Annotated in this window: 19 protein-coding genes; 5 read left to right on the plus strand and 14 right to left on the minus strand. The window is 68.0% G+C overall.

Annotated features, from left to right (window positions below; genetic code table 11):
- Positions 1-20 precede the first annotated feature (20 nt).
- The 3 genes from GON04_RS14010 (at position 21) to GON04_RS14020 (ending at position 2,553) form a co-directional block, all read left to right on the plus strand.
- Complete coding sequence (locus GON04_RS14010) at positions 21-1,256, plus strand: CaiB/BaiF CoA transferase family protein (protein WP_157398690.1); 1,236 nt, start codon at positions 21-23, stop codon at positions 1,254-1,256.
- Positions 1,256-1,990 (plus strand): alpha/beta fold hydrolase, encoded by a 735-nt coding sequence (locus tag GON04_RS14015; protein ID WP_157398691.1) that lies wholly within the window; start codon positions 1,256-1,258, stop codon positions 1,988-1,990. The genes GON04_RS14010 and GON04_RS14015 overlap by 1 nt, the downstream gene beginning before the upstream one ends.
- Positions 1,991-2,055: 65 nt before the next feature.
- A complete protein-coding gene (locus GON04_RS14020; RefSeq protein WP_157398692.1) occupies positions 2,056-2,553 on the plus strand; it encodes a TlpA family protein disulfide reductase in 498 nt (165 codons plus the stop codon).
- 78 nt (positions 2,554-2,631) lie between these two features.
- Here GON04_RS14020 and GON04_RS14025 read toward each other — a convergent pair whose 3' ends face one another.
- A complete protein-coding gene (locus GON04_RS14025; protein WP_157398693.1) occupies positions 2,632-3,084 on the minus strand; it encodes a c-type cytochrome in 453 nt (150 codons plus the stop codon).
- A 150-nt stretch (positions 3,085-3,234) separates the two neighbouring features.
- Between GON04_RS14025 and GON04_RS14030 the strand changes: the two genes are divergently transcribed.
- On the plus strand, positions 3,235-3,894 hold the full coding sequence (locus GON04_RS14030) for a cytochrome b/b6 domain-containing protein (protein WP_157398694.1): 660 nt from the start codon (positions 3,235-3,237) through the stop codon (positions 3,892-3,894).
- A gap of 99 nt (positions 3,895-3,993) precedes the next feature.
- On the plus strand, positions 3,994-4,470 hold the full coding sequence (locus GON04_RS14035) for a GNAT family N-acetyltransferase (RefSeq protein WP_338050967.1): 477 nt from the start codon (positions 3,994-3,996) through the stop codon (positions 4,468-4,470).
- Between the two features lie 19 nt (positions 4,471-4,489).
- On the opposite strand, the gene GON04_RS14040 is transcribed toward GON04_RS14035, so the two are convergent.
- From GON04_RS14040 to GON04_RS27270, 13 genes are all read right to left on the minus strand, one after another.
- Positions 4,490-4,996: a peroxiredoxin gene (locus GON04_RS14040; protein WP_157398696.1), complete on the minus strand. Its 507-nt coding sequence runs from the start codon at positions 4,994-4,996 to the stop codon at positions 4,490-4,492.
- 78 nt (positions 4,997-5,074) lie between these two features.
- On the minus strand, positions 5,075-5,344 hold the full coding sequence (rpsQ, locus tag GON04_RS14045; RefSeq protein ID WP_157398697.1) for a 30S ribosomal protein S17: 270 nt from the start codon (positions 5,342-5,344) through the stop codon (positions 5,075-5,077).
- Between the two features lie 10 nt (positions 5,345-5,354).
- On the minus strand, positions 5,355-5,561 hold the full coding sequence (gene rpmC, locus GON04_RS14050) for a 50S ribosomal protein L29 (protein ID WP_157398698.1): 207 nt from the start codon (positions 5,559-5,561) through the stop codon (positions 5,355-5,357).
- Between the two features lie 9 nt (positions 5,562-5,570).
- Positions 5,571-5,987, minus strand: coding sequence for a 50S ribosomal protein L16 (rplP, locus tag GON04_RS14055; RefSeq protein ID WP_157398699.1), 417 nt, complete (start codon positions 5,985-5,987; stop codon positions 5,571-5,573).
- 2 nt (positions 5,988-5,989) lie between these two features.
- Entirely contained in the window at positions 5,990-6,913 is a 924-nt protein-coding gene (gene rpsC, locus GON04_RS14060; protein ID WP_157398700.1) for a 30S ribosomal protein S3, read from the minus strand.
- Between the two features lie 13 nt (positions 6,914-6,926).
- Positions 6,927-7,256 (minus strand): 50S ribosomal protein L22, encoded by a 330-nt coding sequence (gene rplV / locus GON04_RS14065; RefSeq protein ID WP_157398701.1) that lies wholly within the window; start codon positions 7,254-7,256, stop codon positions 6,927-6,929.
- A 9-nt stretch (positions 7,257-7,265) separates the two neighbouring features.
- A complete protein-coding gene (gene rpsS, locus GON04_RS14070) occupies positions 7,266-7,544 on the minus strand; it encodes a 30S ribosomal protein S19 (RefSeq protein WP_157398702.1) in 279 nt (92 codons plus the stop codon).
- Between the two features lie 12 nt (positions 7,545-7,556).
- The gene (rplB, locus tag GON04_RS14075; RefSeq protein ID WP_157398703.1) at positions 7,557-8,381 is read right to left on the minus strand and encodes a 50S ribosomal protein L2; all 825 of its coding nucleotides are present in this window, start codon (positions 8,379-8,381) and stop codon (positions 7,557-7,559) included.
- Between the two features lie 3 nt (positions 8,382-8,384).
- Positions 8,385-8,720, minus strand: coding sequence for a 50S ribosomal protein L23 (gene rplW, locus GON04_RS14080; protein ID WP_157398704.1), 336 nt, complete (start codon positions 8,718-8,720; stop codon positions 8,385-8,387).
- Positions 8,717-9,337, minus strand: coding sequence for a 50S ribosomal protein L4 (rplD, locus tag GON04_RS14085; RefSeq protein WP_157398705.1), 621 nt, complete (start codon positions 9,335-9,337; stop codon positions 8,717-8,719). The genes rplW and rplD overlap by 4 nt, the downstream gene beginning before the upstream one ends.
- Complete coding sequence (gene rplC, locus GON04_RS14090) at positions 9,337-10,017, minus strand: 50S ribosomal protein L3 (RefSeq protein WP_157398706.1); 681 nt, start codon at positions 10,015-10,017, stop codon at positions 9,337-9,339. The genes rplD and rplC overlap by 1 nt, the downstream gene beginning before the upstream one ends.
- Before the next feature lie 186 nt (positions 10,018-10,203).
- Positions 10,204-10,518 carry a 30S ribosomal protein S10 gene (rpsJ, locus tag GON04_RS14095; protein WP_027102403.1) on the minus strand — a complete coding sequence of 105 codons (315 nt, stop codon included), beginning with the start codon at positions 10,516-10,518 and terminating at the stop codon, positions 10,204-10,206.
- An 11-nt stretch (positions 10,519-10,529) separates the two neighbouring features.
- The gene (locus tag GON04_RS27270; protein WP_370530052.1) at positions 10,530-10,598 is read right to left on the minus strand and encodes an EF-Tu C-terminal domain-related protein; all 69 of its coding nucleotides are present in this window, start codon (positions 10,596-10,598) and stop codon (positions 10,530-10,532) included.
- Between the last annotated feature and the right edge of the window lie 2 nt (positions 10,599-10,600).

A 10,600-nucleotide genomic window follows, 5' to 3' on the forward strand; every position in this document is an offset into this window, starting at 1 on the left:
TACGCACCACAATGACGCCCATGACCTCGCTCGACGGCATCCGCATCCTCGACCTGTCCCGCGTGCTCGCCGGGCCCTGGTGCACCCAGACCCTGGCCGACCTCGGCGCCGACGTCATCAAGATCGAGCGGCCTGGCAGCGGCGACGACACGCGCAGCTGGGGCCCGCCGTTCCTGCAGGGCGCCGACGGCAGCGACACCCACGAGGCGGCCTACTACCTGGGGGCCAACCGCAACAAGCGCTCGGTCACCTGCGACATCGCGCAGCCGGCCGGGCAGGCGCTGGTGCGCGCGCTGGCCGCGCACTGCGACGTGTTCGTGGAGAACTTCAAGGTCGGCGACATGGCCCGCTACGGGCTGGACTACGCCGCGATCCGGGCGGTCAACCCGCGCATCGTCTATTGCAGCGTCACCGGGTTCGGCCAGACCGGCCCCTACCGCGAGCGCGCCGGCTACGACTACGCGGTGCAGGGCATGGGCGGGCTGATGAGCATCACCGGCGAACGCGACGCCCTCGGCGGCGGCCCGCAGAAGGTGGGCGTCGCGGTGGCGGACCTGTTCACCGGCCTGTATGCGGCGGTGGCCATCACCGCCGCCCTGCGTCACGCCGAGCGCACCGGCGAGGGCCAGGCGATCGACATGGCGCTGCTGGACACCCAGGTCGCGATGCTGGCCAACCTGGGCGCCAACTACCTGGTGAGCGGCCAGGTGCCGGGGCGGGCCGGCAATGCGCACCAGAACATCGTGCCCTACCAGGTGTTCGAGGTGGCGCCCGGGGCGGACGGCGGCAAGGACCACGTGATCCTCGCGGTCGGCAACGACGGCCAGTTCGCCAAGTTCTGCGAGGTCGCCGGCCGGCCCGATCTGGCGGCCGACGCGCGCTTCGCCCGCAACCAGGACCGGGTGCGCAACCGCGCCGTGCTGGTGCCGATCCTCGAGGCCGTGCTGAAGCAGCGGCCCAAGGCGCAGTGGCTGGCGGCGCTGGAGTCGGCCAAAGTGCCGTGCGGCGCCATCAACAACCTGGCCGAGGTGTTCGCCGACCCGCAGGTGCAAGAGCGCGCGATGGTGCAGACCTGGGACCATCCGCTGGCGCCGGGCCTGCGCCTGGTGGCCAGCCCGCTCAAGCTCAGTGCGACGCCGGTGCGCGCCGAGCGTCCGCCGCCGCTGCTGGGCGAGCACACGCAGGAGGTGCTGGCCGGCGTGCTCGGCTGGGATTCGCAGACGATCGCCGCGTTGCGGCAGCAAGGAGTGGTGTGATGGCGCAATTCGTCCTGGTGCACGGGGCCTGGCATGGCGGCTGGTGCTGGCGCAAGGTGGTGCAGGCACTGGCCGGCGAAGGCCACCGCGTGCATGCCGTCACGCTCACCGGGGTGGGCGAGCGGGCCCACCTGCTGACGTCCGCGATCACGCTGGAGACGCACATCGCCGACGTCGCCGCCACCATCGAGGCCGAGGAGCTGGACCAGGTGGTGCTGGCGGTCCACTCCTATGCGGGCATGCTGGGCACCGCCATCGCCGACCGCCTGGGTGGACGGCTGCGCCATCTGGTGTACGTCGACGCCGTGGTGCCGCGCCCGGGCGAGAGCTGGAGCAGCACCCATGCGAGCGCCGTGCGCGAGGCCCGGCTGGCCGGCGCAGCGGCCTCGGCCGACTACAGCCTGGCCGCGCCGGACCCGAACAACTACGGCCTGCAGGGCGACGACTACGAATGGGTCCGGCGCCGGCTCACGGCCCATCCCGGCCACACCTACACGGCGCCGCTCGCATTCGACCCGGCGCGGGTCGCGGCGGTGCCGCGCACCTTCGTCAGCTGCATCCGCCCGCCGCTGCCGACCATCGACGCCATCCGGCCGCGGATGGCCGACCCGGGCTTCTGGGGCGGGGCCTGGCGGGGCGGCGCCGGCGCCCAGGTGGTCGAGCTGGCGACCGGCCACGACCCCATGGTCACCCTGCCGGCCGAGCTGGCCGGCATCCTGCGCGGCTGCGCTTGATCCGGCGCAAGGGCTGATAGCCCTGCGGCCCGCAAGCCGGCCGGTCGCCGCGTAAACTCGGGGCCATGAAAAAGGCATGGATCGGCTTCGTCGCGGCAGCCGTGGTGGCGGGCGCCGCAGCCGTCGCCCTGACCACCGGCAACGCCACGGCGCCGGCGTCGACCTTCGTGCTCCTGGACGGCTCCAAGCGCACCACCGAAGACCTCAAGGGCCGGGTCACGCTGGTCAACTTCTGGGCCACCAGCTGCGTCACCTGCGTGGGCGAGATGCCCAAGATCGTCGCCACCTACGACAAGTACAAGGGGCGCGGCTACGACACGCTGGCCGTCGCGATGAGCTACGACCCGCCGAGCTACGTCGTCAACTACACCGAGACGCGCAAGCTGCCGTTCCAGGTCGCGATCGACAACACGGGCAGCGTCGCCAAGGCCTGGGGCGACGTGCAGCTCACGCCCACCACCTTCGTGGTGAACAAGAAGGGCGAGATCGTCAAGCGGTACGTCGGCGAGCCGAACTTCGCCGAGCTGCACCAGCTGATCGAGAAGCTGCTGGCCGAGACCTGAGCGGCCCGGCACCATGCAAAAAGCCCCGCACGCGGGGCTTTTTTCGTGATGGCCGCCGGATCAGGCCGGCGGGCTCGCTCACTGGCTGCGGAAGTTGTCGTGGCAGGCCTTGCAGGAGGAGGCGGTGCTGCCGAAGGCGGTCTTTAGCGTGTCGAGGTTGTTGGTCTTGGCCGCCGCCAGCAGCTTGCCGGTCTCCCCGACCAGCTTGTCGCTGTGCTCCTTGAACCGGGCCTGTTCGCTCCAGACTTCGGACTTGGCCTTGGTGTTGCCCACCTTGTCGGTGCCGGCGGCGAAGCCGGCCCAGGGCAGCTTGGCCATGTCGGCCACGATCTCGGCATTCTCGACCGCCACCTTGGCGTCGTAGGGCGTGCGGCCGTTGACCATCGCGCCGACGCGGCCGAAGTGCTGCGCCATCACGAACAGGGCGTTCTGGCGGTACTTAACGGCATCCTCGGGCTTGGCGAACTGGGCCGACGCCGGCGCGGCGTAGGCCACGGCCAGTGCGACGGTCAAGTGGGCGGCGATTTTCATGCGTTCTCCTGTCGTGGAAAGTTGTTGTGCTGGCTTGAAGACCACGGTTTGTATCAAAAGTTCGTGACCTCCCGCCCGGGGCAGGGTAACTCCTGAGCCAGCGGCCCGGCGGCGAATCCAAGCACAATCCGCACCCAAGGAGGACAAGCCATGCCGACCACCGTCCGGGTCTGGGACCTGCCCACCCGCTGCTTCCACTGGGCACTCGCCGCCTGCGTGCTGGGCTCGCTCGCGACCGCCTGGGCGCCCGGCTCCTGGGTCGAGTGGCACGCACGCCTGGGCTACGTGGCGCTGACGCTGCTGGTGTTCCGCCTCCTGTGGGGGCTGTTCGGCGGCCGCTGGTCGCGCTTCACCTCGTTCCTGTATTCGCCGCGCAGCGTGCTGGCCTACCTGCGCGGCACCCCGCACCCGGACCACCTCGTGGGCCACAACCCGCTGGGCGCCGGCTCGGTGCTGGCCATGCTGGTGGTGTTGCTGGTGCAGGTCGGCACCGGGCTGGTGAGCGACGACGAGATCGCCTTCCAGGGACCGTTGAACCGCTTCGTGTCCAGCAGCAAGGGCCTGGCCGCGACGGCGTACCACAAGGACATCGGCCAGTGGCTGGTGCTGGCGCTGGTGCTGCTGCACGTGGGCGCCATCGCCTTCTACCGCCTGAAGAAGGGCGAGAACCTGGTGCGCCCGATGCTGGTCGGCGACAAGGTGGTGCCGGGGGCCGTGGCGTCGTCGCGCGACGACGCCGCGATGCGGCTGCTCGCGCTCGTGGTGTTCGCCGCCTGCGCCGGCGGCGTGGCCTGGCTGGTGACGCGCTGACGAACGGCACGTCCTGATGAGGTTGCCGGCTGGCCCGGCTTGGCTAAACTGACCAGCCCTCCACTTCCCCGCATTGCCTTGCCTACGGCCGAGTTACCGGTGATCGACCTGGTCACCCCCCGCAGTTCCGACGAACTGCAAGCCACACGGGCCATCTTCCTGGAGTACGCCGCAGCGCTGGGCGTCGACCTGTGCTTCCAGGGCTTCGACGAGGAATTGGCCACCCTTCCGGGCGAGTACGCCGCACCGCGCGGTGCGCTGCTGCTGGCACTGGTGGACGGCGGCGTCGCCGGCTGCTGTGCCCTGCGGCCGCTCGATTCCAGCGACTACCCCATTGCGGCCGAAATGAAGCGCCTGTACGTGCGCAAGGCGTTTCGTGGCTTCGGCCTGGGCCGCCAGCTGGTCGAGGCGACCCTGGACGCTGCCCGGGCCGCCGGCTACGCCAGCGTGCTGCTGGACACGCTGGACGACATGGAAGCCGCGCGCGCCCTGTACGAGGACCTGGGCTTCGAGCCCATCGAGCCCTACTACCACAACCCCATCCCGGGGGCGCACTACCTCAAGGTCGACCTCTGAGGCGGGCGCCGCCGGGCGCTCAGGCCTTGGCTTGCGCCAGCAGGGTGTCGGCGTCGCTGACCTCGAACTTGCCGGGGGCCTCGACGTTGAGGGTCGCCACCTTGCCGTCCTTGACCAGCATCGAGTAGCGCGTGCTGCGCAGGCCCATGCCGCGGGCGTTGAGGTCCAGCGTCAGGCCGGTGGCCTTGGCGAAGTCGGCGCTGCCGTCGGCCAGCATGCGGACTTTGCCGCCGGACTTCTGGTCGCGCGCCCAGGCGCCCATCACGAAGGCGTCGTTGACGCTCACGCACCAGATCTCGTCGACGCCGGCCTTCTTCAGGTCGTCGAACTTCTGCACGAAGCCCGGCACGTGCTTGGCCGAGCAGGTGGGCGTGAAGGCGCCGGGCAGGCCGAACACCGCGATGGTCTTGCCGGCCGCGACGTCCTTCACCTTGACCGGGTTCGGCCCGATGCTGCAGCCGTTGCCTTCGACTTCCGAATACTCCTGCAGGGTCACATCCGGCAGTGCATCACCAACCTTGATCATGGCGTCATCTCCTCGTGGGTGGAAAAACGAAAACGGCCCACATTGTGGGCCGTTTCCAGGGGCTGCGCAGGCGTCGGCTTAAACCGCGACGGCCTTCTCGACCAGGCGGGTCGCGACCCAGTTCTTGGTCTTGGAGATGGGGCGGCTCTCGGTGATCTCGATGAGATCGCCGACGTGGTACTCGCCCTTCTCGTCGTGCGCGTGGTACTTGCTCGACTTGGCAACGATCTTGCCGTAGAGCTCGTGCTTGACGCGGCGCTCGACCAGGACCGTGACGGTCTTGGCGCGCTTGTCGCTCACCACCTTGCCAACGAGGGTGCGCTTGAGGGAGGTCTTGGCTTCCGTCATGGGCTAGTCCTTACTTGGTGGCGGATTGCGCGCGCTTCTGGGCCAGGATGGTCTTGGCGCGCGCGATGTCGCGGCGCGTGACGCGCAGCGAACCGGTGTTGGTCAATTGTTGCGTGGCCTTCTGCATGCGCAGCCCGAAGTGGGCGCGCTGCAGGTCCTTGACCTCGTTCTCGAGGCCGGCAACATCCTTCTGGCGCAGGTCGGCAGCTTTGGTCATGTCTTCTCCTTAAGCGCCGATCATGCGGGTGACGAAGGTGGTGCGCAGGGGCAGCTTGGCCGCGGCCAGCTTGAACGCCTCGCGCGCCAGCTCCTCGGGCACGCCCACGATCTCGTACAGCACCTTGCCCGGCTGGATCTCGGCGACGTAGTACTCGGGGTTGCCCTTGCCGTTGCCCATGCGGACCTCGGCAGGCTTCTGGCTGATCGGCTTGTCCGGGAACACGCGGATCCAGATGCGGCCGCCACGCTTGACGTGGCGCGAGATGGCGCGACGCGCGGCTTCGATCTGGCGCGCCGTGAGGCGGCCGCGATCGGTGGACTTCAGGCCGAAGTCACCGAACGCCACCGAGTTGCCCCGGGTGGCGATGCCGGTGTTGCGGCCCTTCTGCTCTTTGCGGTATTTGCGGCGAGCGGGTTGCAGCATGTTTACTCTCCTTTACCGTCGGCCGCGGGAGCGGCCGGCGCGCTGACCTTGCGGGGAACGCGCTTAACGGTGCTTTTCGGTGCGTCAGCACCTCCAGTGGTGGCCTCTGCAGGCTTGTCGCTGCCGTCGGCCGGCGCGGCATTCGTGGTGCCGGTGGCACCCGCGGTGCGCGGGCCGCGCGACGGCGGGCGGCGGTCGCCGGAGGGGCGACGGTCGCCGTCACGGCGCGGGCCACGCGGACCGCGACGCTCCTCGCCCTCGGGGCGCGGCGTGCTGTCCAGCGACGGGGCGTCGTTGCGGCCCAGGGTGTCGCCCTTGTAGACCCAGACCTTGACGCCGATGACGCCGTAGGTGGTCTTGGCCTCGGAGAAGCCGTAGTCGATGTCGGCGCGCAGCGTGTGCAGCGGCACGCGACCTTCGCGGTACCACTCGGTGCGGGCGATCTCGATGCCGTTCAGGCGGCCGGCCGACATGATCTTGATGCCCTGGGCACCCAGGCGCATGGCGTTCTGCATCGCGCGCTTCATGGCGCGGCGGAACATGATGCGCTTCTCGAGCTGCTGGGTGATCGAGTCGGCGATCAGCTGGGCATCGACTTCGGGCTTGCGCACTTCCTCGATGTTCACGGCCACCGGCACGCCCAGGCGGACGGCGAGTTCCTTCTTCAGGTTCTCGATGTCCTCGCCCTTCTTGCCGATCACCACGCCCGGACGGGCGGAGTAGATCGTGATGCGGGCGTTCTTGGCCGGACGCTCGATCATGACGCGCGAGACGGCGGCGTTCTTCAGCTTGGCCTTCAGGTACTCGCGCACCTTGATGTCCTCGGCCAGCATGCCGGCGAAGTCGCGGTTGTTCGCGTACCAGCGGCTGGCCCAGTTGCGGCTCACCGACAGACGGAAGCCGGTGGGGTGGATTTTCTGTCCCATATTCTTCCTGGCCTCAGTTACCGACGGTCACGTACACATGGCACGTGGGCTTGCTGATGCGGTTGCCGCGGCCCTTGGCGCGAGCGGTGAAACGCTTGAGCGTCGCGCCCTGCTCCACGTAGATGGTCTTGACCTTGAGCTCGTCGATGTCGGCGCCGTCGTTGTGCTCGGCGTTCGCGATCGCGGACTCGAGCACCTTCTTGACGATGACGGCGGCCTTCTTCTGGGTGAATTCCAGGATGTTCAGCGCCTGGTCCACCTTCTTGCCGCGGATCAGGTCGGCCACCAGCCGGCCCTTGTCGACGGACAGGCGGACGCCACGGAGGACTGCACGGGTTTCCATGTCTGCTCCTTATTTCTTCTGGACTTTCTTGTCCGCGGGGTGACCCTTGAAGGTGCGCGTCAGGGCGAATTCGCCCAGCTTGTGGCCCACCATCTGGTCGGTGATGTAGACCGGCACGTGCTGCTTGCCGTTGTGCACGGCGATGGTCAGCCCGATGAAGTCGGGCAGGATCATCGAGCGGCGCGACCAAGTACGGATCGGCTTCTTGTCCTTGGCGGAGACGGCCTTGTCGACCTTCGCCACCAGGTGGTGGTCCACGAACGGACCCTTCTTGAGAGAACGCGTCATCTGTGCGACCCCTTACTTCTTGCGACGCGAGACGACGAAGGTCTGCGTGCGCTTGTTGTTACGCGTGCGGTAGCCCTTGGTCAGGTTGCCCCACGGATCCACCGGCGGCTTGCCCGTGCCGGTGCGGCCTTCGCCGCCGCCGTGCGGGTGGTCGATCGGGTTCATCGCGACGCCGCGCACCGTCGGGCGGATGCCCATGTGGCGCTTGACGCCGGCCTTGCCGAGCTGGCGCAGGCTGTGTTCCTCGTTGGCAACCTCGCCGATCGTGGCGCGGCACTCGACGTGCACACGGCGCACTTCGCCGGAGCGCATGCGGACCTGGGCGTAGGTGCCTTCGCGCGCCAGCAGCGTCGCGGAGGTGCCGGCCGAGCGCGCGATCTGCGCGCCCTTGCCGGGCTGCAGCTCGATGCAGTGGATGGTCGAGCCCACCGGGATGTTGCGGATCGGCAGCGTGTTGCCGGCGCGGATCGGGGCTTCCGAACCCGACACCAGCTGCGCGCCGACTTCCAGGCCGCGCGGGGCGATGATGTAGCGACGCTCGCCGTCGGCATAGCACACCAGCGCGATGTGGGCCGTGCGGTTCGGGTCGTACTCGATGCGTTCGACCTTGGCCGGCACGCCGTCCTTGTTGCGACGGAAGTCGACCACGCGGTAGTGGTGCTTGTGGCCACCGCCCTTGTGGCGGGTGGTGATGTGGCCGTTGTTGTTGCGGCCGGCCTTCTGGAACTGGGGCTCCAGCAGCGGCGCGTACGCGTCACCCTTGTACAGGTGGTCGCGGGTGACCTTGACCACGGCGCGCTGGCCGGGCGAGGTCGGTTTCATCTTGACGACTGCCATGGTTTACGCGGCCTCCCCGGAGAGGTTGAGTTCCTGGCCCGGCTTGAGCGTCACGTAGGCCTTGCGCACGTTGTCGCGGCGGCCCACCGAGCGGCCGAAGCGCTTGGTCTTGCCCTTGGTGTTCACCACGGAAACGCCCTTGACCTCGACCTTGAACATCAGTTCAACGGCGGCCTTGATCTCAGGCTTGGTCGCGTTCTGCAGCACCTTGAAGGTCACCGAGTTGGCCTTGTCGGCCACGTGCGTCGCCTTCTCGGAGACGATCGGGGCGACCAGCACGGACATCAGGCGGCCTTCGTCGAACTTGCGTTCGGCGGGAGTGGGGTTCACACGACTCATGCGAACATCTCCTTGAGCTTGTCGATGGCACCCTTGGTGACCAGCACCTTCTTGTAGTGCACCAGCGACAGCGGATCGGCGTAACGCGGCTCGACCACGAGCACGTTCACCAGGTTGCGGGAGGCAAGGTACAGGTTCTCGTCGACCTCGTCGGCGATCACCAGCACCGAGTCAAGGTTCATGGCCTTGAACTTGGCAGCCAGCTGCTTGGTCTTGGGCGAATCCACCTTCAGGGAATCGACCACCGCCAGGCGGCCCTCGCGGGCGAGCTGCGAGAAGATGGACGCCATGCCGGCGCGGTACATCTTCTTGTTGATCTTCTGGGTGAAGTTCTCGTCCGGGCTGTTCGGGAAGATGCGGCCGCCGCCACGCCACAGCGGCGAGGAGGTCATGCCGGCGCGGGCGCGGCCCGTGCCCTTCTGCTTGAACGGCTTCTTGGTCGAGTGCTTGACCATCTCGCGGTCCTTCTGGGCCCGGGTGCCCTGGCGGGCATTGGCCTGGAAGGCGACGACGATCTGGTGCACCAGGTCTTCGTTGTATTCACGACCGAACACGGTCTCGGGCGCGTCGACCTTCGACGCGGCCTGGCCCTGCTCGTTCAGGAGTTCGAGTTGCATTACTTCGCTCCCTTCTCGGCGACCGGCTTGGCCTTGACCGCCGGGCGCACGGTGACGAAGCCACCCTTGGAGCCCGGGACGGCGCCCTTGATCAGCAGCAGCTGGCGGGCTTCGTCGATGCGGATGACGTCGAGGTTCTGGGTGGTGACGGTCTCGTCGCCCATGTGGCCGGTCATCTTCTTGCCCGGGAACACGCGGCCCGGGTCCTGCGCCATCGAGATCGAGCCGGGCACGTTGTGCGAACGGCTGTTGCCGTGCGAGGCGCGCTGCGAGCTGAAGTTGTGGCGCTTGATGGTGCCGGCGAAGCCCTTGCCGATCGAGGTGCCCTGCACGTCGACCTTCTGGCCCACGGCGAACACGTCGGTCACGGGGATGGTGGCGCCGGCGGCGTACTTGCCGGCGGTGTCCGCGGTGGCGCGGAATTCCTGGATGATCTCGCCCGGCTCCACGCCCGCCTTGGCGAGGTGGCCAGCCAACGGCTTGGTCACGCGCGAGGTCTTGCGCTTGCCGAACGTGACCTGCAGGGCCACGTAGCCGTCGTTGTCCTGGGTCTTGACCTGGGTGACGCGGTTGCCCGACACGTCGACCACCGTGACAGGAACAGCGTCCCCGTCATCGGTGAACAGGCGCATCATGCCCACCTTGCGGCCCAGCAACCCGAGGGAGTTGCTCTGACTCATGTTGTTGCTCCGTTGCTTCCGCCGCAGCCGCTGCAATTGGCTTCTGCGTTTGACGCTCCCCGAAGGAAGCGGCGAAAGAAGGTTGATAAAAGCTCCGCGCCTCGTCAAAAAGCGCGGAGCCCGAAATTATAGCCCGCTCTTGCCAAGCCTGGCAAGAGCGGGCACTGACTTCCTGTCGAGGACGGCTTACTGCAGCTTGATCTCGACGTCCACGCCGGCCGGCAGGTCGAGCTTCATCAGCGCGTCCACGGTCTTGTCGGTCGGGTCGACGATGTCCATCAGGCGCTGGTGCGTGCGGATCTCGAACTGGTCGCGGCTCGACTTGTTGACGTGCGGCGAGCGCAGGATGTCGAAGCGCTTCATGCGCGTCGGCAGGGGCACCGGGCCCTTGACGATGGCGCCGGTGCGCTTGGCGGTGTCGACGATCTCGGCGGCGGACTGGTCGATCAGCTTGTAATCGAAGGCCTTGAGGCGGATGCGGATCTTCTGTTGGGTGGCCATGCTGTTTCGCCTTATTCCATGATCTTGGCGACAACGCCGGAGCCGACGGTCTTGCCGCCTTCGCGGATGGCGAAGCGCAGGC

The sequence above is a fragment of the Ramlibacter pinisoli genome (assembly GCF_009758015.1).
Taxonomy (GTDB): domain Bacteria; phylum Pseudomonadota; class Gammaproteobacteria; order Burkholderiales; family Burkholderiaceae_C; genus Ramlibacter; species Ramlibacter pinisoli.